This window comes from Saccharothrix isguenensis (assembly GCF_052936305.1).
Map to the genome: position 1 here is coordinate 4,925,176 of NZ_CP193626.1, position 22,416 is coordinate 4,947,591.

The window sequence follows — 22,416 nt, forward strand, 5'->3', positions numbered from 1 at the left end:
CGCCAGGTGGGCTGACGGGCCAGGCTGGTCCTCCCATGTCGAGCGGGAGGTGGTCGCGGGTCGTCGTCCGGAGGTGTTCGTCCGGCCGTTGTCCATGGAGGAGGGGCGGAAGCTGGCCCGGATCGGTCGCACCGCGAAGGACCCGGTGCGCCTGCGTCGGGCGATCGTGGTCCTGATGTCGGCCCAAGGGCAAGCCGTTTCCGACATCACGTCGTTGATGCAGGTCAGCGCCGATTACGTGCGGGATGTGATCCACGCGTTCAACGAGCGGGGGTTCGCGGCGCTGGACCCAAAATGGAGCGGGGGACGCCCGAAGGTAATCGGTGAGGCGATCCGTGAACGGATCTGCCTGATCGCCCGGACCTCCCCCGCCTCCTGGGGCATCACCGCGTTCTCGACCTGGTCGCTGTCCAAGCTCCGCGCCCACCTGCTCGACCGCGGAACCGTCGCGGCGATCAGCCGGGAGACCCTGCGCCGCATCCTGCACACCGGAGGCGTGTCCTGGCAGACCACCTCCACCTGGAAAGCCTCCACCGACCGGGACTTCCTGGCGAAGATGCACCGGATCCTGGACCTCTACGACCACCCGCCGGCCGACGGCCGGGTCATCTGCGTGGACGAGTTCGGACCGCTGAACCTGATGCCGCGCAAGGGCAAAGCCTGGCGCCCGGTCGGGTCACCACGTCGATTATGGGCGACCTACAACCGCCGCCACGGCGTGATGCACATGCTCGCCGCACTCGACCTGACCACCGGCCGGATCCACTACCGCATCCGGCGCCGCAAACGCCACGCCGAGTTCCTCGACCTCCTCAAGGGCCTGCGCGACCGGTGGCCTGCGCAGAAGCTCTACATCGTGGTCGACAACTTCTCACCCCACCGTCACCCCGACGTCCTGGACTGGGCCGCGGACAACGACGTCGAGTTGGTGTTCCTGCCGACCTACTCCAGCTGGCTGAACTGGATCGAAACCGAGTTCACCGCCGTGCGCTACTTCGCCCTCAACGGCACCGACCACCGCAGCCACGCCGAACAGAACGCCGCGATCGCCGCCTACATCCGCTGGCGCAACACACGAGCCCGACCCAAGACCCGCTTCGCCACCGACTCACCCATCCGAAGCTGGACCGATTACCCGGCCAAGGTTGCGTGATGCAGCACTAGCCGCAGCAATGTCGCCGCCGCCTTGCGCGAGGTGGGCGAGGTGGGCCGCGCCGTGGAACTGCTTGAACGGATCGTCGCCGAGCGGGAGCGGGTATCGGCAGTGTGTGCGAGCACTAGGACAGGATCACCCCCTAACTGGGACAATCCGTAACAACCTCGCCGCCACGCGGTCGGATTTGGTAGGACGTCGGCGGTGGAGACTGCCTTGGAAGCGGATCCATTGACGGTTGGGATGGCCAGGCGATGTACGGGATGTCGCTAGGCAGGGAGCAGTGTTTCTGTGGCCGTATCTATGCTGTTCAAGGCCCAAGCAGGTGGACATAAGACCACCGAACTTGCCGAACACCGGCACTGGCTCCAGCGGGGAGCGGTGCACCAGCGCCCGCCGGCGCTCCGCCGACACGGGAACCGGGTTGACCACTGGGCCAGCACCGAAACGGGAGTGAAACGAGTAGTAGCCCGCGATCACAGTGAGCGCATGGTTGATCGTCCTGGAGCTCGCCGTCAGCGAACAGAACGCCGGAGACTGGACTGTGGGCGTTGTTGCCGGTCGAGCTCACGGTCACGGACGGCGTCCTCGTACAGCGGTCTGATGGACCCCGGATCAACCCCTAGAACTTGGGCAAGCCGCTCCAGCACCACCCATCGAGGTAGTGAGCGTCCAGCGAGGATGTCGTATGCCGATGAGCGGCTGAGCACACCGGCTTGGTTCGCGATGTATTCAAGCTTGACGCTGGAGTCCTCGTACGCCTGCTTGAGGCGAAGTGCGAGTTCTTGCCTGGCTGACGTGATCGGTCTCGTTGTCTCATGGATTCCGGAAGATTTCGCGGTTGTACCGACGAATACGGAGGAATCCAGGCCACGTTCTTCGGCTACGGCCGACTCCCACCGCAGCAACGCCGTAGCAGCCGCCTCCTCGCCTGCGAGGCTGCGCGCAAGCGCCTCGGTCGTGGAGCGGCTAGGCACTTTAGGGCCAGTAAGAGCCTTGTAGACGGTTTGGTGCGATACCCCAGCTTCGGAGGCAAGTCGCGAAACCGGCAGATCACCGTGCCGGAGCACGAGGTCTTGCAGGTGAAGGAAGAACTCCAGGCGTGCGCCCTCCGGCAGTTCCGGCCGCTTCAGTGGCTTCTTGGCCATGCTTACCTCGATACCGTGCATCAACGCTGCATCTGCGTAATATCAACCTTTTGTCTAGCAGGCATCACCTTACAGCATGCGGTTGACCTGCACCAATAAGATGTGAAAGGTTGGAACAACCTGGACGGTCCAGGGCGAGGGTCCGCGCTGGGACCTTGGCACGGGCTCAACCATGGCCATCAGCCAAGCGCGGACCCTCGGAACGGAGGAGAACGATGGCTCCCCATCAACATCCCAGGTCCGTCGGACCCACCACAGAGCGTAGTACGCAACCCGCGTCAACGCGATGCGCGCCCCAAAGCCCGAGGTCGGGTCCCTCCTGGAGGGATGTGTTCGCCTTGGGGCTGATCCTCTCTACTCCTCTCGTCCTGGTGCTGGCTGGTCAAGCGGACGCCGCCAAGATTGCTGCTACGGCTGGCTTCGTGGTCGTTGTCCTGCGGGCTTGGTGGTTTGGACGTTCAGTTCGATGACCCGCCACCTTGGGCCTCCAGTACGACAGCAGTCGATGACCACCAGATGGTCTCTTGAGACAGAAACCTGCGCCTTCGCGTAAGCCGTGGGTTGGGCGTTCCCAGGATGCCAAGAGTCGGCAGGATGTCGGGCGGTTGTGTCGGGGACATGTCCCCGACACAACCGCCCGTTTCAACGGCCCTCTGTGAGTGATCAACTGGAGTTAAGGGCGATGAGCACGACGAGGTTGGACAGGTCCGCGCGCACTTCCGGCGGCCGGAACCCCGGCTCCTCCAAGGTGCGCACCAGCCCGGCCGTGGACTCGGCGCCCATGCCGTAGCCCCACACCACCCACTCGGCCTGCGCGTCACGCGAGTCGGGTACGTCGAACAGGAAGTCCGTCATGACGACCTGCGGAAGACCAGCGCGACCCGGTCGGTGCCGGGGGTGTTGAAGGCTTCGACGTATGCGGCGGGCATCTGTTCGGTCGTGCGGTATTCGGTGATCTTGTGCCATTCGACCGTGGTGGTGTACTCGCGCTGTCCGGGATGAGGTGCGGGGTGGGCGAGCCTGGGAACGCTGACCGACTTGGTGTTGACCCGTCGGACCGGTGCCCACAGCCCGCGGATGGAAACCCAGTCGCCGACGGCCACCGTGTCCGGTCCCGGTGCCGCTTCGCCGGCATGCAGCTCGGCGTACACCCCGCGCCAGTAGTCCAGCTGTTCGGTGACGTCGGCGAGTTCGGTACGGGCTCGTTCGGCCTGCTCTGTGTCGGTGTGCTGTGCGGTGAGGGCGGCTTCGTCGGTGGCGTCGGGCTGCTGCGGGGTCGGTGAGTTGTCGAGTCGTCGGTGCAGGTCGCGTTGGCGGGCTTCCAGGTCCTGGATGCGGTTGCCGACGGTTTCCCTGCTGTAGCGGGCGCCCATGTGATGGCGTGCGCTGTCGGCTTGGCGTGCCAGTGTGGCGGCGAAGTCGGCTTGTTCGATGGACTTGCCCAGGTTGTCCCAGGCACGTTCGCGTCGGTTGCGGTCCGCGGCGTAGCCGTGGTGGTCGACCAGCATCGGCTGGCCCGGCGGGATGTTATCGAAGACGTGATCTGCCTTGGCTCGGGTGACCTCGGCCGTGCGGGTCCACTTCTCGGAGCGTGCGTCGAGCCGGTGCGCGCGGTTGGTCATGCGGTCGGCGAGGTCGCGCTCCTGCTGTTCGACACTGGGTACGGCAGGGTCGATATCGCGTTCGACGGTGTAACCCAGGCCCTCCAGCACCTGCTGCATCTCGGTGATGGCCCCGTCCTTGGGCTTGCGGTGGCGCGAGGAACGCAGCAGCCACGCCTGCGCGTAGCCGGACCACACCCAGGATCGATGGGCCTTCAGGGCGGTGTGGGCAGGGCTGTTCTTGTCGGTGCCCTGCACGGTCGTGCCGCTGTGGTAGTCATGGTGGATGGTCAGCGCACCGCGGGTGGTGCTCGATGTGGTGGTGTCGGATGGTGCGGAATCGGACATGGTGTAGGCCTTTGCTGGGTTTGAAGGGCACGAGTGGTGCGCGCGATGCCGACGCACGTCGCAGGTGTTTTCCGGGCGACACGTGAAAGGCCCGGTTCTTCCGTCTGTGCAGACAGAAGAACCGGGCGTTCCTGGCTGTGTGGCCGATAGGGACACTTCACTGCCGCTACGGGACCGTCCCTGTTGGTGTGCGGTCAGTATCGGGACGTGGTGTGTCCTCGCTGTACCGGTAGCTCACAGACTGCGGGACCTGGGGTCTTCCCTGCTTCCGGGAAGGCCCGGCGCCGAGGGCGTTGTGTGACGCCGATTTCGGTCAGCGCGTCCGGCGCGCGAGGCGTTGCGGGTCCAGGATCAGGACGCTCCTGCGCTCCAGCCGCAGCAGGCCGCGGCGAGCGAAGTCGGCCAGGGCCTTGTTCACCGTCTCGCGTGTCGCGCCGACCAGCTGTGCGAGTTCCTCCTGCCGCAGGTCGTGGGTGACCTGGAGCAGGCCGCCGTCCTGGCTGCCGAAGCGCTGTGCGAGCTGGAGCACGACCTTGGCCATCCGGCCGGGCACGTCGTTGGCGATCACGTCGGTCAGCATCGAGTTGGTCCGGCGCAGCCTGCGCGCCAGAGCGCGCAACAGGTGCTCGGCGAATTCAGGCTGGTGGATGATCCACTGCCTCATGGTGGAGCGGTCGATGCTCAGGGCACGGACTTCGGTGACCGTGGTGGCGGTGCAGGTGCGCGGGCCGGGGTCGAAGACGGACAGCTCGCCGAACAGGTCGGATGGTCCGTGCAGGGCGAGCAGGTGTTCCCGGCCGGTGGACGACTTGTGGCTGATCTTCACCTTGCCGGTCTGGATGAGGTAGAGCCGGTCACCCGGCTCGCCTTCGGCGAAGACCACACGACCACGAGGGAAGGTGGTGGGTTTGTTGACGGTTTCGATGGCGGACCGCATAGGGTCCTCAGTAGACAGATAGGTGGTAGGGCGGGTAGCGGACATCGTGTAGCTCCAGGTTCGGTGGGGTCGGGGCTGGCCAACGGGAGTTCGCCGTCGGCATCGATGCTGCGGACACGGGCCGCGATCATCGAGGGGACCGGGATGTGTCGGCCGTTGACGAGCAGGAGTTCCGCGGTGTCGTGAGGGTCATTCGGTCTCGGCACGGTCGGGCCTCTCGGTTTCGGAAGCGGAGTGCGGTTGGTAGTGGGCGGCGATGCCCTCGCCCCACGCCAGCCGACAGGCCACGGCATGCCCCAGGGTGGCGGTGGCCTCGTCGGCGGCGTGGGTCCAGCCGTCGGCATAGCGGGTGCTCCAGTCCGGTGAGCCGGGTTGTGGGGTGTAGTCGCCGCCGGTGCGGTAGTCGGCCCGGCCGCGTGCGCGGCCGAGGTCGTAGTCGGACAGGTGGACCATGGACGAGCCTCCTTTCGTGACAGGTCGGGAGGTGATGCGGAAGTCGTCAGGCCCGCACCGGACGGTCGGTGCGGGCCTGACGACGGAAGCGATGAGCGTTACGCCACCTGGGCCTCCTGGCTGTCAGCGGGGACGAGGTGGGGCCACTTCTCGTGGTCCAACTCGGGGTTGTTGACCAACCGCTCGACGTGGGAGAGCGGGTAGCCCAGCGCCGCGAGCAGCTCGAAGTAGAAGCGGGTGTCCTCGCTGGGGCGTCGCCAGCTGGAGTCGGCGTTCTTGTCGGTGTAGGCGAGGTCCCAGTGCTGCTCGCAGGCGCCGACGACCTGGGCGAGGCGGATCAGCACGGCCTGGGTTTCGGTGGTGGACTTCTTGCGCAGCTGCACCGTGATCGGGTGCAGCTCGCGCCGGTGAGCCTTCGGTTCGTCCAGCTTGAGCAGCGTGCAGGCGTAGCGGTGCACGGGTGCGGCGTCGCTGAGGTAGTCACCGGCCAGCACCTCGGCCAACCCGAGCCAGTGGTGCACCCGCGGCGGCAACACGATGTCCTTGGACTTGGTCTTGCGCCACTCGGCGAAGTACCCGGTCAGCCACTCCCGGCGGCCGGCCTTGGCGTCACGCCAACTCTGGTTGTTCTCCTTCGTGCGCTTGCGCTCGCCGGCCTCGAAGGCGCTGTCCGGCTCCGACCGCGCCGCCCGCGCGAAACGCAGCACGTGTCCGTAGGCGGTGTAGTCGGTGCAGACGTAGTGGACGTCCGGCTCCTCCCGGTCGTGCTCGTAGTCGATGTAGGCGGCGTGGCCGGGGCAGCCGGCGTGCGCCTCGGCGGTGAGCGTGTGCTCGGCCTGCTCGTCGGGGAGCAGGCCGTCCAGTTCGGCCACGTCGTCGGCCTCGGGGTCGATGATCGGCACACCGGCGGCGCGCAGGCGCGCCTCGGCCTCGGCGATCTTCACCGAGGCGATCGTGCGGTGACCGTGCTCCGTGAACTCCACGCAGAAGTGAGTGACCTCCGCCTCCAGGTCGCGGTCGACCCAGATGGCGACCGCGCGCCCGGGGCAGTCGGCGTGCCCGGCCGGGTCGAGCGCGGTGGTGTCCTCGCCGTCGCACAGCTCGTCCAAGGACGCGCTGTCCTCGGACAGGTCGTGTCCGGTCTCGATGATCGCGTAGCCCAGCTCGGTGAACCGTGCCATCTCCTCGACCAGCTTGGCGCGCTGCTCGCGCTCACGCCGCAGCTGTCCGCGAGTCCACTCGAAGTTGCGTGGATCGCGGGTGAGCACCTCCAACAGCTTCTGGTGGGCCTGCTCGTCGCCGTCGAACTCCGCCAGTTGCGCCATGGCCAGCAGGTCGGTGTCGGGCAGGGCCTCGCTGGCGGCGCGCGTGCGCGGGTTGGACGCGACCGCGAGCCCGGCCCGCACGCGCTCGGTCTTGCGGGACAGGGTCTGCGCGATCGCGTCCGTGTCCAGGCCGGTCAGGGACAACTGCTCGTAGAGACCGGCTTCCTCGGACGGGGTGTAGCCCTCGCGGTGGATGTTCTCGATGCCCTGGGCCACCAGCACGTCCTGCCGCGTCGTGCCGGGCGCGTGGACCAGGACGTCGATGAGCAGGTCGGGGTTCTCCAGCTCCTTGACCGCGACCGCGGCGGCCGTGCGGTGGAAACCCACCAGCACACGCAACACACCATCCACCGGGTCGGGGGCGACGTTGACGATCGAGACCATCGGGTTCAGGCCGTGCTCGGCGACCGATGCCACGAGCTCGGGCCGCTTCAGGCGGATGTCGCCGACCTCGCGGGTGTTGCCCTCCGTACGCAGTTCACGCGGGTCGACGTTGTGCTTGAGGTACGGGTAGGTCTGCTCGGTCGTGGTGCCCACCGGCTCGACGACATCCGTGACGTCATCGACAGCGATGGTGTCGGCGGTGGTGGTGCCGCGCTCGGCGACAGCGTTCGTGCTCATCGTGATAGCTCTCATTTCGGGTGTCGTGGGCATGGTGGTGCCGTGATCGGATTACGGAATGTGCTGGTGTGAAAGGAGAAGGCGCCCTTCTTCGGGTGCTGTGGCAGTTAGCGCGGTCCGGTGCGCACGAAAAGGCCCGGTTCTCCCATCACGTGGAAGGGAGAACCGGGCCTCGGTAACGGTCAGTCGATCGAGGGATCGACCCGGCAGCATGTGACCGGGATGCCCTTCAGGTCGTAGCTGTCCCGGCCGCTGAGTGAGGCGTACTTGTCGGCGGAGTACGCCAGGGCCGTGGTGGACTGACGGTCCAAGCTCACCACGGCCCTGGTGGTGCGGCCGGGTTCGATCGACTTGACGATGCCGGTGAGGCCGTTGAGGTAGGCGGGCTTCAAGCCGTACAGGGTGACCGGCTTGCCTTCCTTCACGTCGGCTGCGGCCTTGTCCCGCAGGAGTCCGTGACGCTTCTTCACGGCGTCGATAATCCGATCGAGATCGCTTTCGTCGGCCCGCTCCAGAACGAAGCCGATGACCTCGGCCATCGTTGCGGCGCCATCAGTTATAGCGGATGTCCCTCCTGGTGAGACCGACCCGAACCGGTGACCGGGTCGGGCCGGTGGTGTCGCCCCTGTTCGGTGGGGCGCACTCGACAAGGCGGTGCCGGCGGGGGAAGGGGCAAGCCGCGTGTAGTTCGCGGCTTGCCCCGGCCCGGCGGTGCCGCAGAGTGCGCACGGCCCACCGGACAGGGAAGAACCACCGGCCGCTGTGGCAGACTTCCCTGCCGATCAGGACTTCTGCCTCTGAGGAAATGAGTGACGCTTGGGCTTCAGCGTCGACTGGCTGACCTGGTCAGGTGGGCACGATCAGCGTCGCCTCACTGGCCAGTGTGTCGGCGAGGCGCCGCAGCGTGTCGAAGCCAGGCTCGGGGTGGACACCGGTGCCCCTGTCACCCCACAGTGAGGTGCCGCTGTGCCAGTTCGACGGATCGTTGTCCACGACCGTTGACCATTCACGAGCGGCCGTGAGCACCTCGGCGATGGCGAACGACTGCCGCTCGTAGCTGTCGCGCTGAGCACGCACGCGGAAGGTGTGCTCGCCGCAGCGGTAGAAGCGGACCACGGTGTAGCGGTGGCGACTCGCGTCGCTTCCCAGGGTCTCGTGAATCTGGACGAGTTCACCGGGCGCTTCGAGCCAGCCGAGGAGGGCGCTCAGTGCGTCGAAGATGTGACCTGAACGGCGGTCCGGGTCCTGCTGCCGGTAGTCGGCCTGCTCGGTGTCCCAGTTGTATCCGACGACGGCTTCGATGAACGCGACGATCTCAGGCGCGGCGATCCTGGCGGATTGCTGGTCAAACGACATGGGCCTTCTCCGTATCGACGTGACGATGGGTGCCCGTCGACTCGGTGGCTTGCAACCGCTGATCCCTCCGGTCGTGCAACCGATTCGCTTCTCGATCAGAAGTGGCCTACCAAGGTGGTTGAATCGGCTGGCAAAGCCGCCTTGTCGGTGGGGCGCACTCGGAAGGCGGTGCCGCCGCACGCAGAGGCAAGCCATCTTTTGCGGCTTGCCTCTGCGTGCGGCGGTGCCGCAGAGTGCGTCGCACCCACCGATAAGGCGGCGGACGGCCGGTTTGACTGGCAAAGTATTGTATGAATCCGATTGCGAAATACGGCTCGGCAACGCTGCAGAATTGACGCGGCCTCCGACCGCGGGGTCAGGTTCGGGGCTGAAGGGTTCGCCACCGCCCTGCCAAGAGCGTTGCGGCCACGACACCGACAGCACCCGCTGCGCCGGTGACGACGTGCGGGTCGACAAGTTCGGCGGCAAGGCCGCCGAGGGTGACACCGGTGCCTTGGGCGGCCTGCATCGTGGCGACGGCGAAGCCGATGGCCTGGCCGCGGTGGGCGTCGGGTGCGCGTAGCACGAAGGTCGTCTGTGCGACGACGTGGTAGCTGGACGCGGCGCCGGACAGCACGAACAGCCCCACGACCATGGGTAGCGGCGGATCGAACAGGCAGCCCAGCAGCGGTACGCCGGTTCCGATGGCCAGCAGCGGCATCAACCGCAGCTGAACCGGCTCGGCCAGGACGGCGACAGCGACGGATGCCGCGGCGCAGCCGGCGGAGTAGGCGGCGAACAGCAGACCCACGGTCGCCGGCCCGCCACCGAGACGCGCGGAGTAGGGGGCGGCCAAGGCTTCGCCGACGATGTAGGTCCCGGACAGAGCCGCGTAGCCGACGAGAACCAGCAGATGCCGGTCGCGCCACACCACGTCCGCGCCGGCACGAATCCGCTCCCACCACCCGAGCGGCTGGGAACCCCTCGTGGCGATCGACGGCACGAACAGCGCGACCAACAGCGCGGAGGCGGCGAAGGTGGCGGCGTCGACCAGGAGCGCCCCGCCGGGGCCGATGGCGGCGACCAGGATGCCTCCGGCGGCGAACCCCAGGATCTGCCCCAGTTGCGTGACGGTGGACAGGGCGGCGACCCCGGTGCGCATCACAGCGGGATCCGGTATCAGTGCCGGGAGCAGCGCCGAGCGCGCAGGCACGGCCGGGGCACCCGCCAACTGGACCACGACCAGCAGTACGCACACCACCTGCCAGGGCAGACCCGGCCAGGCCATGAACGCGACCACGGCCGCCCGGACGAGGTCGGCGACGATCATGACGGTGCGCCGCGGGTACCGGTCGGCCAGCCCCGCGAGCAGCGGACCACCGATCAGCGCGGGTAGGAAGGTGAGCGCATAGGCAAGGGCCGACCAGGCGGGCGAGCCGGTTCGGTCGTAGACCAGCACGACCAGCGCGACCCGGGCGAACTGGTCGCCGACCACCGAGATGACGTGGGCGGTGAACAACGCCCGGAACGCCCCGAGGGCGAAGACCGCCCGGTACGCGGTTGCGCTGTGCCGGTTCTCCACCACGACGTGCGTGTCCTCAGGCCGCGCCGACGCCGGCGAGCCGGACCTGGTCGCGTCCCCTGTTCTTGGCTTCGTCGAACCGCTCATCCTGCGCGACTGACCCGGCCCCTCCGCCGCCCCGGCCTCACCCCAAACGGGCCGGACTCGTCGCCCAGCCTCAGGGACTTCAGGAACGCGACCGCCGCCCGGTGAGCCGGCCCGTCCGGCGGCACGACCTCCAGCAACGCCACCAGCGCGAGCAGACGGTCCTTGTCCACCGCCTCGAAATACCGCGCCAGACACACATTCCATCGGCTGTCGACCCGAAGCAGCACACCACCGCCACCGCCCAACGCGTCGTCGACCAACACCGGCGACCCGTCACACTCATCGACCCGCCACGCGGGCAACGGCGCCACCAACCGCCGGAACCGATCAACCATCCGCTCGTACTCACGCCGATCCACAACCCACCCCCGACCACCAAACCTGCGACAGACTCGCTCCGGGCGGAAGCCCGACGGGTCGAGGAAGGACCACCACAGGATCGTCGCACACACGTTCGAATCCACGTCAAGCGGAATCGTCCCACCACGCCATCCACAAGGCATCAGGTCAGGGGTCCGAAGAACGCGACGAGCGCTCCGACCGGCGCCAAGACCGAAGTCGACGACACGATGCGGCCAGCCAAGTACGTCAGCCGGTTGACAACAAACCGATGCCCATTCACGAGCCGAACAGGCCTCCGCTCGGCCACAATCGGCCAAGCACTGTGGCGATACGGCAACCGCACCAGCGCCCACCGCAAACTCGACCGAGCCCTCACCCTGATCGTCGACATCGACGACTCTCTCGGCGGACCGTCCACGCCCTCACCGACCGACGGGCCTAAGCTCGGTTCGAGAGGCGGCTCAACGTGAAGGGCCCGCCCAGAACCAAACCGATGCTAAAACGGTGATCCGCCGCCTAAACCAGCTGGTCAAGAAGTGTCTTCCCCGCGCGAGCGGGGGTGGTCCGCTTCGGGCCGCGCGGCTGGTCGTCGAGACCGAGTCTTCCCCGCGCGAGCGGGGGTGGTCCGTGGTCTTGCATGCGAGTCAGTATGCGGCCGTTGTCTTCCCCGCGCGAGCGGGGGTGGTCCGGCCGAGATGGACGCCACGGGCAAGGTGCGTGTCGTCTTCCCCGCGCGAGCGGGGGTGGTCCCTCCCACTCCAACCTCAGCTCGGACCGGTCGACGTCTTCCCCGCGCGAGCGGGGGTGGTCCGTGGGGAGGATCGGGTGTCGTCGCCGAGGTTCCGTCTTCCCCGCGCGAGCGGGGGTGGTCCGTCCGCCGCGAACATCACGACGGGCCGGTGCGGGTCTTCCCCGCGCGAGCAGGGGTGGTCCGGTCCCCGTGACGAGCGGCACACCGGGGAGCACGTCTTCCCCGCGCGAGCGGGGGTGGTCCCGAGCCCAAGCCGGGCGAGGACAAGTGGGACATGTCTTCCCCGCGCGAGCGGGGGTGGTCCTTGGCCGCCGTCGTCCGCCTGGTCGAAACGCGAGCCTTCCCCGCGCGAGCGGGGGTGGTCCTCCCCGGTGGATGCCGAAATGGGAGGGGTGCACGTCTTCCCCGCGCGAGCGGGGGTGGTCCGGGCGGCCTGTCGGTCGACGAGGCGATGACTGCGTCTTCCCCGCGCGAGCGGGGGTGGTCCGTTGTTGCCGATGTCGGTGTGGTCGCCGTCGCGGTCTTCCCCGCGCAAGCGGGGGTGGTCCGGACGCAGCCACCGGTCGACCCGCTCCAGGTAGGTCTTCCCCGCGCGAGCGGGGGTGGTCCGGCGTTGGACGCGGAGAAGGCCAACGACCTGCTGTCTTCCCCGCGCGAGCGGGGCTGGTCCGGAAATCGACCGGCGCAACATCATTTCGGAAGAGTCTTCCCCGCGCGAGCGGGGGTGGTCCGAAGTTCCCCGAGCAGCGCGCCGACGCGGAGCGGTCTTCCCCGCGCGAGCGGGGGTGGTCCGTACATCATCGCCAACGGCCTGATCCTGGACACGTCTTCCCCGCGCGAGCGGGGGTGGTCCGGCGCTCGCGAAGTGGAACGGGACCGGCCCGCTGTCTTCCCCGCGCGAGCGGGGGGTGGCCCGGCGGCGAGACCCGCTCGCTGTGGCTGACCGAGGTCTTCCCCGCGCGAGCGGGGGTGGTCCGCGTCCTGGGCGGAGAAGTGCATCGAGATCCTGGTCTTCCCCGCGCGAGCGGGGGTGGTCCCGTACCGCCGCGCGTCACCATCGCCCGCATCCCGGTCTTCCCCGCGCGAGCGGGGGTGGTCCCCCCGGTGAGCGGTACGCGATGCTGCGCAACGCGTCTTCCCCGCGCGAGCGGGGGTGGTCCCCGTCCGAGCACAGGCGATCAACGACCACCCCGGTCTTCCCCGCGCGAGCGGGGGTGGTCCGTGGACACGGGTGTTAGCGTCCGCGTACCACCGGTTTTCCCCGCGCGAGCGGGGGTGGTCCGTGGACACGGGTGTTAGCGTCCGCGTACCACCGGTCTTCCCCGCGCGAGCGGGGGTGGTCCGAACTCGCGGACTCCGGCGTCACCGTAGGCCGCGTCTTCCCCGCGCGAGCGGGGGTCCCTCCTCGTCGGTGCCGGTCCAGCCGATGGCCGGGTCTTCCCCGCGCGAGCAGGGGGTGGTCCCGTCCCGTACGCGGTGGCCCTCACGTCGATGGAGTCTTCCACGCACGAGCGGGGGGTGGTCCGCCCTCCATGGCCCCACCGAGACCCTGCATCTTGTCTTCCCCGCGAGCGGGGGTGGTCCTCGTTGGTCCGTACCGGTGCCTACGACGAAACCGTCTTCCCCGCGCGAGCGGGGGTGGTCCGCGGATCGCCCCGACCCTGACCGTCAACGGCTACGTCTTCCCCGCGTGAGCGGGGGTGGTCCCTCGATCAGCTCCACGTCCTCCTGCAACCCGACGTCTTCCCCGCGCGAGCGGGGGTGGTCCGGCGTCGCGGGAGCAGGCCGAGTTCGTCACCGCGTCTTCCCCGCGCGAGCGGGGGTGGTCCCTGGTGGCACTGTCGCCGCTCCGCTCGCGCTGAGTCTTCCCCGCGCGAGCAGGGGTGGTCCCGTGCCCACGGGGTGACCGGCCCCGCCGCAGCAGTCTTCCCCGCGTGAGCGGGGGTGGTCCGTCGATCCGGCCCGCGTACCGCTCAAGCGCCAGGTCTTCCCCGCGCGAGCGGGGGTGATCCCTGATCCTGCTCGCCAGCGACGGCGTCCACAAAGTCTTCTCCGCTCGACCGGGGTCGTCCGTCCTCGGCCAGTGGCCGAGGTCCGCACCCGCGCCGTCTTCCCCGCGACCGGGGGTGGTCCCAGCCTGTGGCACTGGCTGGTTGCCCGCAGCTACTGGTCCCCGCGCACGCCGGGGTCGTCCGTCGCCACGTCTCGGCGGCCTCCCGTTCACGGTCTTGTCCGCAATGACCGTCTCGGGCCGCCTCCGTGGGTGTCCCGGTCCGGGGCGGTCGACACCGTACCGCCCCGCAAACCACAGCTGCAGGTCCCGGTAGTCGACCTCGATCCGCACCCGTGCACCAGGCATGCCGCATCGCGTTGTTGAGTCTTCCTAGAGGATGCGGTGGGCCCGACACCTCCACGTCGGGCTTCAAGGGCCGCAGTCGGCCAGCGACCTGCGCTACGCGGACCGGGCACTGGGGGTTGTGGGACGTCTGCCACCACGAGGCCAGTGGAGACGGCCTGTTCCTGCTAGTCCGCCGTAGTATCCGACGGCGTAGCCGGTGGAGGTGCCGCCTGGAACGCGGGTGATGGGCGAGCACGAACATCGCCGGTCCTGACGCCACACGGGTCCGGCTGCGCCTGGCGGTGTGCACGGGTGAGGTCGCCTTCTCTGCCGTTGTTCACCGACCTCCGGCATCCCGAGACCGGCGGATCGACCTCTGCCGAATGGCACTCAGGCGATGCGGACGTGGCAACGCAGCACGGCTGGCCCCGGCTCGCCCGCCGCGTCGGGCAGTTCCACCTGCGACGATGACCCAGCTCGATCCAGCCAGGCCCGGATGGTGCGCTCAGGGCGGGGGTGGCGAACCTCCCATGCCGGGAGCACCGTATCGCCGTCGGTATCGGCGGGATGATCTCCGGAGGGCAGTAGGTGGGTGAGGGCGATGTGGCTGTGGTCCGGCAGGAGGTCGAGGTAGCGCTCAAGGATCATGCCGGGGAACTCGTCGTCGATGAGGGTGTCGAGCACTCCGACTGCGAGCACGCCCAACGGCCGGTGCGGGTCTATTAGTACTCCAGCCGCAGTTCGTGATGTTGTACCTGTCTTCGCTGGTAGTGGGCTTGTTTGGCGCGGTGTTGGTGGCGTCTGCGCCAGTGGGACCAGCTCCAGGTGTGGGCGCGGTCGGGAATGATGGTGATCAGGTGTGCCAGGAGACGCCTGACCTCGCCGAGGGTGACCGGGATGAGGCCGCTGCCAGGGCTTTTGGGGCGATGGCGGCGGTGACGGCGAGGTAGGTGTGGGCGAGCATCGCCAGGGTGATGTGGCGGTACCAGGCGTCGTAGCGGCGGACCTGGTACTGGTCCAGGCCGACCTCGGTCTTGGCGGTCTGGAAGCAGTCCTCGACCGCCCACCGGGCACCGGCCACTCGGATCAGGTCGTCGTCGGTGGTTCCCGTTGGGGCGCAACACAAGTAGTAGGCCAATTCGTGCTTGCCGCGACGATTGCGCTTCAGGGAACGGCGGATCAACAGCCACCGCCGCCAGCCTGGCGGTGTGGTGTCGTCGTAGACGGGTAACGAGGCCACCGCCCAGTCGAACAGGCGGGGGCCCTTGGCTCCCTGGCCGCAGCTGCGGCGCTTCCACGCCGCCGGTGGGGCGTCGGAGGTCAGGAAGTCGGCGCGGGTGCTGCCTGCGGTGGCGGGAATGGTCTGGCTGCTCGGCACGGCGACCACGTAGCCGATGCGTCGTTCTTCCAGCCAGGCCCGGAATTTCGAGTCGCCGCCGTAGGCTTCGTCCGCGGTCACCCAGCGGGCCGGCACGCCGGCGTCCAGCGCCCGGGCCAGCATCGCGCGGGCGAGCACGGGCTTGGTCGCGAACTCCACGGTGTCGGGCACCGCCGCCTCCCGACACCGTTCCCGGTCGGCGACCCAGGACTTGGGCAGGTACAGCTCCCGGTCGATCAGCGTGCGGCCTTTGCTTGTGGCGTAAGCAAGAAACACGCCGAGTTGACAGTTCTCGATCCGTCCGGCGGTGCCGGAGTACTGCCGTTGCACCCCGGCCGACTTGTCGCCCTTCTTCAGGAACCCGGTCTCGTCGACCACCAGCACGCCCTCGCCGTCGGCAAGGTGCTCCACGGCATAGTCACGGGCGTCGTCGCGGACCCCGTCGACGTCCCACGTCGCGGCGTTGAGCAACCGCTGCATCCCGTCCGGCGTCGCCTCACCGGCCACTTCCGCCAACGTCCAGCCGTTCTTGCCCGCGATCGGAGCCAACAGACCCCGCACATACGCCCGAGCCCGACGCCGCGGCTCCGCCCGCAGAAACCGTCCCGCCACCCGCCCGAACAGCTCGTCCAAGCCGCTCACCCACGCCTGGATGTCCTCATCAACCAACACAAGATCGATAAGCTAGCAGAACATGATCACGAACTGCGGCTGGAGTATTAGGCCGCTGGTGTCGGGATGGGCGAGCACGAGGTCGGGACTGCGTAGGTCGGCCTCGATGCCGCAGGCCGAGGGGGTGTCGGCCAGCAGCAGATTGGTCAGGGCGACGACGGCCGGATCGTGGTCGACGTAGACCACGGTGGCCTCGACGCCGAGGTCGTCGGCCACCTGGTGCACCGCGCCTTTAGTGGGCAGGCCGGAGCCGAGATCAAGGAACTGGCGCACGCCGTCGGCGAGCATGCGCCGCACACAGCGGCGCAGGAAGGCCCGGTCTCGGCGCGCGGTTTCACGCAGGTGCGGTAAACGGCGCAGGAGTTCGACGCCCTGCGCGCGGTCCAGGGGTGTGTTCAGGGTGCCGCCGAGCAGCCAGTCGTGGATCCGGGCAGGACCGGGGCGGTCGAAGCCCGCGACGACGGCCGGGCGTTCGGGGTCGGGGTCGTCAAGGTCGTGCTGACCGTCCTCTGGTCCGCCGGAATCTCGCTCAGCACCCACGACTGCCCCTCCCCTGTTGTCGGCGGCCCCGTGAGGGACGGCGACTGTGGTGGTGGTTCCCATACTGGGAGCGCTGCCCGGTGTGGTGATGACGCGATTGCCGACGACACTTCGTCTGGCCGCGGGCCAATCGCTCGACCGGCGTAGTGATCGACGCGGTCTCGGTCCTGGTTCGCCGGATCGGGTGACATGGTGCCGGTAGGGCTTGAGATCAGGGGTGTCGGCGACTGATCAGTGAATGTACGGCCACGACGCGGGACGCGGTGAGCGCCCAGCGGCGTGGGACGCCCTATCCGCCAAGAGGTCATCAGTGCCCGCATCGACGTTCGCCGTCGACTCCCTGCTCGGTCTGACACACACGCGCCCTCTTCGCAGAGGCGCACGGCAGCGGCGGCGTTGCGCAGCTCACCCTCCCGGAAGTGGCCCCCGTCGCGCTCCGGAGGGCGTCCTGTCAGGGGTGCGGGAAGGTTCACGGCGTCCTCTGCCGCTTCTTGGTCTGCAGTGTGGGTCCGGGTCGCCTGTCGTGCTCGCGGCGTGGACGTCCCGGCACGAGGACCGGGGACGTCCGCAGTGAGCGATCGGCACGACGCCCCATCCGAGCACGATCGCACGCCCGAGTTCGACGAGTTCTTCCACGAGATGGCCCCGCGGATGCTGCGCCGCGCGGCCCGCAGGGGCGTGCCGTACGCCGAATGCAGCGAACTGGTCCAGGACGTTATGGGCGTCGTATGGGACCGGTGGCACCGCATCGAAGAGCCGCGCGCCTACGCGATGGCCGTGTTGCGCAACCGCATCTCCGGGTTGCTCAGCACACCCCAACAGCCGCATGTGCCCTTCGACGAGGAACAGCATGCCCGCGCCGAGCACGACGAGGAGATCGAGGAGCGTTTGCGGGAGTTGCTCTTGGACGGGGTGCAGGTGCTGCCTGCGCACTTGCGCGAGGTGATCGAGCTGTACCTGCAGGACATCGACACCGCCGGGATCGCCACACGTATCGGCCGCAGCACGAAGGTGACTTCCACCTACCTGTGGCAGGCCAAGAAACGGCTCAGGGAACTCGTGCACGACGAGGCACTGCGCATCGTCGACGAACTCGACGACATCGACACACCCCGCGCCACCGATCGAGAGGAGTGACCATGCTGCGATGGTTGACGTCCTGGATACCCGGTACCAAGTCCTTCCGCGTCCGGCGGATGCTCGATGCCGGACTGCGTGATCTACGGGCTGGTTCCTCGCAGGAGCCGACCCGGCAGGAACTGGACGCCATGCTCGCGCGGATTGTGAGCAGGCCCGGACCGCGGTCCTCGCCGGTGCGGGTGCCGGAGCAACCCGGTCGCGACCGGCCGGTGGGCATCAACGCCATGGTCACCGGCTGGGTCTGTGCCCTCACCGCCTCCGGCCACCATCCTGCTGATCCGCGGCGCCTGCACGCCGTGCTGACGGACACGGCCGACTGGCTGCGCCTGGTGGCTTCTGGCCGCCCCGCATCGCGCACCGACGCTGCCCTGGGCCGGGAACTGGCCCACGATCTCGGAGGCTCCAGCGAGACGTACCAGCATCTGCGTGCGCTGGTCCTGCCTTGGCTTCACCGGCTCACGGGCGGCGATGACACGACTCGGGCCGCCGCCATTACCGCCCTGGACAGGGCATTCGCCGCCGCTCTGCGCCACCACGCCGAACCATGGCATGTCCGGCCGGCGGAGACCCGACCACCGGGAACGCCCGTCCGGCGGCCACGGGACGCCACCTCACACCTGTTGGCCGAGGTCTGCGACGCGCTACGAGCCGATCGCCTGGAATTGCGCTATCGCCCCGTGGTCCGGCTCACCGACGGCGCCGTCACCACCGTCGCTGCCGCCACGGTGTGGCGCCATCCATGCCACGGCGAAATCGGCTGCGACGCACTGCTGGCCGAGGCCGAGGCACGCGGCCTGGTCGACAACGCTGGTCCGTGGCTGCTGCGCAAGGTCGCCGCGCAGGCCACCCGATGGGCCAGCCGCCTCGGAACAGCTGCCCCGCAGGTCACCCTTACTGTTTCCCCCCGACTCGCCTTCGACGACGGCTTGGTCGCACTGCTACGCACCCTGCTGCGCACTCATCATCTCGATCCGAGCCGGCTGCTGCTGTGCATGCCTGAAGCTGCGGTAGCCGACCATCACGGCGACCCGCAACCGCTGGTGCTGGCCCTCGGTGGCCTGAGCGTGCCCGTGGCGCTGGTCTGGCCTGGTCGCGACATCACCGCCTACACGCACCTACACCGGCTGAACATCGACACTGTCGTGCTCCCCGCCGTCACCGAGCTCACCCGGCGTCCGACCAGCTCCATCCCGTACTGCGAAACCGATCCCGTCCCACCACGCAACCGGCCGGTCCCGGAGCTTCCCCTGACAGTGATGGTCACCGGTATCGACGACGAGCACCGATTGCGCCACGCCCACAGCCTGTCCGCCGACTTGGGTGCCGGTGACCACCTCGGCGCACCGCTGCCGGCCGACCGGATCGACGCCCTGATCACCCACGGCGCCGTGCCGCTGTGACCACGCAGCCTCTCCAGTCCCCGTCCCCGCCGGCCTGCCGACCATCGGAGAACCTCGCGCATGTTCCGCAACCGCCCACGCCACGCGACGCACTCACGCAACATCGTCCACTGCGCGACCGGCCTCGTGCTCCAGATCGGATCAACCCACGGGGACATCACCGTCCGCACCGGGACCAATACGACCATGCCCCCGTCACCACAGCAGGCATCCCGGCAGAAGAACACCGACCCGCGCCCGAAACCGGCCACACCGGACATCCCGACGCCCGACACCGTCCCCAACCGGCGAGCCGCTCCCGGCGGCGTCACCGGCCCGACACCGATCAAGGTGCTCGTCCTGTTCACCCTCGACTCCGCCCGCCCCGCTCCGACAACCCGGCGGCACCGGGCCACGACCACACCTCGTCGCGACGTCCTCGATCCGGTCCCCGTCGGACAGGAACGCCTCACCCCGATCCCCACCGATCCTGACGCCCGCAGGTCCGCCCCCATGCCCGCGTATCCGCCTCGCAGCCGACCACATGCTTCCCGTGCCGCCGGAGACCGCCGTTCACCCCACGCCCCTCGGGCTGAGCAGCCCTTCGCCGACGGCCCGACCGGTCAGCCTCACGGCATGCGAACCGAGCCTCGATCCACATTCTCCGACCACGGCAACCACGATCCGGCCACACGTCGCCGCACACCACGACCAGGCCCAGTCCGCCCGCCGGACCCGGACACCCTCATCGGACAGATCGAGGACCTCGCCCGGCTGTGGAGGCACGCCGACCGCGCCAATCCCCGCACGCTCGACGCCGTCACCGCGGCCTTTTCCCGCTTGTCCGACACGATCACCATCATTGAACAACATCCCCACATGGCACGAACGTTGCCGCTCGACCCGTCGGAACTACGAACCACCCTCACAGACCTGCTGCATACCTTCCACCTCTGGCGCGACCGCCACGCAAGGCAGTGACCCAGACACCGAACACAAGGGACTGTTCCGTCTGACGGCGCACATGAGGATGGTGAACAGCAGCGGAGGTAGTTCGCGTCGGCCGAGCCCGCTGCCGCCATCTGGGTTCAGAGTTTACGCGAAGGCGCGGGTCAGGACAGTGGCGGCTTGTGAGGACCTGACCCATGGTCGGTGCGGGTGACCGCTCCAGCCGTTGAAGTCAATGTGCAGCACGCCGTCGGGGTGGAGGCGCTCGGTCGGGTCCGATTCTGCGACCGACGGGCCGGTTCCCCACCTCGTGCGACACGGTCCCCGCCGAGGCTGGTGTCGACGTCGTGAGAACCTCGCCACGGAGTCCACAGCAAACGGCTTCGCCGCGCCGTTCGTCGGCATCGTCAGCCACGACCACGGCCTCATTTTGATCCCTGGCATCGACCCCGATCCTGGAGCGTCCATGTACTCGCCGCAGAGACCCGAACGGACAGAGAGGTCGGTTCGAGATGCGATCCACCGTAAAGCGGTCCCCACACCAAACTGATGCTGAAACGGCGACTCGTCGCGTAAAGTAGCTGGTCAAGAAGTCTCTTCCCCGCGAGAGCGGGGGTGGTCCCCCGCCCGGGGCGCGGGGGCGGGCGATGGCGGCCTCTTCCCCGCGAGAGCGGGGGTGGTCCCCGCCTGTCGATCAGATCCAAGCGCAACTCCGCCTCTTCCCCGCGAGAGCGGGGGTGGTCCGGCCGCGACGCCCGTACCCGGCCCGGTGACGCGCTCTTCCCCGCGCGAGCGGGGGTGGTCCCTGGTCGCGGGCGTAGCGGGCGCGGCCATTGACCTCTTCCCCGCGCGAGCGGGGGTGGTCCTCCCTCACATCTGTTGGATTGGCTGATCTTCCCCTCTTCCCCGCGCGAGCGGGGGTGGTCCGCGCAGGTCGTCCAGCCAGCCCTCCGCCGGCTCCTCTTCCCCGCGCGAGCGGGGGTGGTCCGGCCGAGATCGGCGCGCGGAGGGTCACCCGACACTCTTCCCCGCGCGAGCGGGGGTGGTCCCCGGGTCAACGGCATCCTGGTCGAGGCGGTTCCCTCTTCCCCGCGCGAGCGGGGGTGGTCCGGCGCACCCTCGAACTGAGCGCGCTGCGCCGCCCTCTTCCCCGCGCGAGCGGGGGTGGTCCGTCGACGCTGATCTGGCTGGACCGCCGCGCACCCTCTTCCCCGCGCGGGCGAGGGTGGTCCCGCGCCCGGTGGGCTGCTGCTGGACTGCGCGTGCTCTTCCCCGCGCTAGCAGGGGTGGTCCCTGGAGAGCGTGGTGTTGCCGTCGAGCGGCAGGCTCTTCCCCGCGCGAGCGGGGGTGGTCCGGCGCAGGCGGATATCGCCCGATACGGGCGTGTCTCTTCCCCGCGCGAGCGGGGGTGGTCCGGCCGAGATCGGCGCGCGGAGGGTCACCCGACACTCTTCCCCGCGCGAGCGGGGGTGGTCCCAGCGCACTGTGCACGCCGTGGCCCGGCGCGCACTCTTCCCCGCGCGAGCGGGGGTGGTCCGATGCAGCACACCACGTCACCGGGCCGGATCAACTCTTCCCCGCGCGAGCGGGGGTGGTCCCTCGCCCCGGAACGGGGCGTGGCGGGCCTCGTCCTCTTCCCCGCGCGAGCGGGGGTGGTCCGGTCGCCGCCGAGAAGGCCCTGCGCACCGGCGCCTCTTCCCCGCGCGAGCGGGGGTGGTCCGCAGCCGTCGTCGTCGAGCAACACGAGGTCGTGCTCTTCCCCGCGCGAGCGGGGGTGGTCCGGCGACGCTGGCCGTGGTGGAGCTGCTGCGCGACTCTTCCCCGCGCGAGCGGGGGTGGTCCCTGCACGCCCTGGCCCTCCAGGGGGAAGCTCACCTCTTCCCCGCGCGAGCGGGGGTGGTCCGATGGAGAAGATCACGAGGTAGCCGATGATCGGCTCTTCCCCGCGCGAGCAGGGGTGGTCCGTTCGGCTGCGTCCGCCGTGCCGGATGGGGGTTGTCTTCCCCGCGCGAGCGGGGGGGTGGTCCCGCGTCACCGTCGCCGAAGCGCTGCGAGTGGCTCTGCTTTTCGCGCTGTTCTTCGTCAAGGACTGGATCGACTACGTGGCACTTCACGAGCGCGGTGCACGAACCATCTGCACGGTGCTGAGGGTCACCGAACGCCGGGAGACCACCACGTAGTACCACGGCGGGGGCATCAACCCGGACGGCACTCCACGACCGGGAACCGCCGTGCTTCTTCCCTCAACTATCCGGCAGACCAATGCCGCTGTGCCACTGCCGGGACTCCCATCACTCTGCGTCACACACCCGTCACACTTGTACGACATCCGAGGTCA

Annotated in this window: 19 protein-coding genes and 3 CRISPR repeat arrays; of the genes, 6 read left to right on the top strand and 13 right to left on the bottom strand. The window is 68.8% G+C overall.

The window, feature by feature from the left end; genetic code table 11:
* Positions 1-49 precede the first annotated feature (49 nt).
* A complete protein-coding gene (locus ACRAKI_RS22085; protein ID WP_447002412.1) occupies positions 50-1,153 on the top strand; it encodes an IS630 family transposase in 1,104 nt (367 codons plus the stop codon).
* A 515-nt stretch (positions 1,154-1,668) separates the two neighbouring features.
* Here the strand turns inward: ACRAKI_RS22085 and ACRAKI_RS22090 are convergent.
* The 9 genes from ACRAKI_RS22090 to ACRAKI_RS22130 all read right to left on the bottom strand — a co-directional run bounded on the left by ACRAKI_RS22090 (position 1,669) and on the right by ACRAKI_RS22130 (position 10,506).
* The gene (locus ACRAKI_RS22090; RefSeq protein WP_447002413.1) at positions 1,669-2,301 is read right to left on the bottom strand and encodes a helix-turn-helix domain-containing protein; all 633 of its coding nucleotides are present in this window, start codon (positions 2,299-2,301) and stop codon (positions 1,669-1,671) included.
* A 663-nt stretch (positions 2,302-2,964) separates the two neighbouring features.
* Positions 2,965-3,156: a hypothetical protein gene (locus ACRAKI_RS22095; protein ID WP_447002414.1), complete on the bottom strand. Its 192-nt coding sequence runs from the start codon at positions 3,154-3,156 to the stop codon at positions 2,965-2,967.
* Positions 3,153-4,250 (bottom strand): DUF3560 domain-containing protein, encoded by a 1,098-nt coding sequence (locus ACRAKI_RS22100; RefSeq protein WP_447002415.1) that lies wholly within the window; start codon positions 4,248-4,250, stop codon positions 3,153-3,155. The genes ACRAKI_RS22095 and ACRAKI_RS22100 overlap by 4 nt, the downstream gene beginning before the upstream one ends.
* A gap of 313 nt (positions 4,251-4,563) precedes the next feature.
* On the bottom strand, positions 4,564-5,187 hold the full coding sequence (locus ACRAKI_RS22105) for a Crp/Fnr family transcriptional regulator (protein WP_447002416.1): 624 nt from the start codon (positions 5,185-5,187) through the stop codon (positions 4,564-4,566).
* A 189-nt stretch (positions 5,188-5,376) separates the two neighbouring features.
* Complete coding sequence (locus ACRAKI_RS22110; RefSeq protein WP_447002417.1) at positions 5,377-5,640, bottom strand: hypothetical protein; 264 nt, start codon at positions 5,638-5,640, stop codon at positions 5,377-5,379.
* A 98-nt stretch (positions 5,641-5,738) separates the two neighbouring features.
* Positions 5,739-7,586, bottom strand: a complete 1,848-nt coding sequence (locus ACRAKI_RS22115; RefSeq protein WP_447002418.1) for a ParB/RepB/Spo0J family partition protein — start codon at positions 7,584-7,586, stop codon at positions 5,739-5,741.
* Between the two features lie 182 nt (positions 7,587-7,768).
* Positions 7,769-8,125: a hypothetical protein gene (locus ACRAKI_RS22120; protein ID WP_447002419.1), complete on the bottom strand. Its 357-nt coding sequence runs from the start codon at positions 8,123-8,125 to the stop codon at positions 7,769-7,771.
* A gap of 307 nt (positions 8,126-8,432) precedes the next feature.
* A complete protein-coding gene (locus ACRAKI_RS22125) occupies positions 8,433-8,942 on the bottom strand; it encodes a hypothetical protein (RefSeq protein WP_447002420.1) in 510 nt (169 codons plus the stop codon).
* A gap of 355 nt (positions 8,943-9,297) precedes the next feature.
* Positions 9,298-10,506 (bottom strand): MFS transporter, encoded by a 1,209-nt coding sequence (locus ACRAKI_RS22130; RefSeq protein WP_447008478.1) that lies wholly within the window; start codon positions 10,504-10,506, stop codon positions 9,298-9,300.
* Between ACRAKI_RS22130 and ACRAKI_RS22135 the strand changes: the two genes are divergently transcribed.
* A complete protein-coding gene (locus tag ACRAKI_RS22135; RefSeq protein ID WP_447008618.1) occupies positions 10,433-10,603 on the top strand; it encodes a hypothetical protein in 171 nt (56 codons plus the stop codon). The two genes, ACRAKI_RS22130 and ACRAKI_RS22135, sit on opposite strands and share 74 nt — an antisense overlap.
* On the opposite strand, the gene ACRAKI_RS22140 is transcribed toward ACRAKI_RS22135, so the two are convergent.
* The 4 genes from ACRAKI_RS22140 to ACRAKI_RS22155 form a co-directional block, all read right to left on the bottom strand.
* The gene (locus ACRAKI_RS22140) at positions 10,587-11,054 is read right to left on the bottom strand and encodes a hypothetical protein (RefSeq protein ID WP_447002421.1); all 468 of its coding nucleotides are present in this window, start codon (positions 11,052-11,054) and stop codon (positions 10,587-10,589) included. The two genes, ACRAKI_RS22135 and ACRAKI_RS22140, sit on opposite strands and share 17 nt — an antisense overlap.
* A gap of 416 nt (positions 11,055-11,470) precedes the next feature.
* Positions 11,471-13,146: a CRISPR direct-repeat array (repeat unit 28 nt; unit sequence GTCTTCCCCGCGCGAGCGGGGGTGGTCC).
* Between the two features lie 154 nt (positions 13,147-13,300).
* Positions 13,301-13,695: a CRISPR direct-repeat array (repeat unit 28 nt; unit sequence GTCTTCCCCGCGCGAGCGGGGGTGGTCC).
* A 716-nt stretch (positions 13,696-14,411) separates the two neighbouring features.
* A complete protein-coding gene (locus tag ACRAKI_RS22145) occupies positions 14,412-14,705 on the bottom strand; it encodes a hypothetical protein (protein WP_447002422.1) in 294 nt (97 codons plus the stop codon).
* A 169-nt stretch (positions 14,706-14,874) separates the two neighbouring features.
* Positions 14,875-16,071: an IS701 family transposase gene (locus tag ACRAKI_RS22150; RefSeq protein ID WP_447002423.1), complete on the bottom strand. Its 1,197-nt coding sequence runs from the start codon at positions 16,069-16,071 to the stop codon at positions 14,875-14,877.
* A gap of 12 nt (positions 16,072-16,083) precedes the next feature.
* Positions 16,084-16,611 (bottom strand): SAM-dependent methyltransferase, encoded by a 528-nt coding sequence (locus ACRAKI_RS22155; RefSeq protein WP_447002424.1) that lies wholly within the window; start codon positions 16,609-16,611, stop codon positions 16,084-16,086.
* A gap of 570 nt (positions 16,612-17,181) precedes the next feature.
* On the opposite strand from ACRAKI_RS22155, the gene ACRAKI_RS22160 reads away from it, so the two are divergent.
* From ACRAKI_RS22160 to ACRAKI_RS22175, 4 genes are all read left to right on the top strand, one after another.
* Positions 17,182-17,748 (top strand): RNA polymerase sigma factor, encoded by a 567-nt coding sequence (locus ACRAKI_RS22160; protein ID WP_447002425.1) that lies wholly within the window; start codon positions 17,182-17,184, stop codon positions 17,746-17,748.
* A gap of 2 nt (positions 17,749-17,750) precedes the next feature.
* Positions 17,751-19,151: an EAL domain-containing protein gene (locus ACRAKI_RS22165; protein ID WP_447002426.1), complete on the top strand. Its 1,401-nt coding sequence runs from the start codon at positions 17,751-17,753 to the stop codon at positions 19,149-19,151.
* 60 nt (positions 19,152-19,211) lie between these two features.
* On the top strand, positions 19,212-20,111 hold the full coding sequence (locus ACRAKI_RS22170; RefSeq protein WP_447002427.1) for a hypothetical protein: 900 nt from the start codon (positions 19,212-19,214) through the stop codon (positions 20,109-20,111).
* Positions 20,112-20,672: 561 nt separating this feature from the next.
* A CRISPR array of direct repeats spans positions 20,673-22,042; the repeat unit is 28 nt; unit sequence CTCTTCCCCGCGCGAGCGGGGGTGGTCC.
* 90 nt (positions 22,043-22,132) lie between these two features.
* Positions 22,133-22,258, top strand: coding sequence for a hypothetical protein (locus ACRAKI_RS22175; protein ID WP_447002428.1), 126 nt, complete (start codon positions 22,133-22,135; stop codon positions 22,256-22,258).
* Positions 22,259-22,416 lie beyond the last annotated feature (158 nt).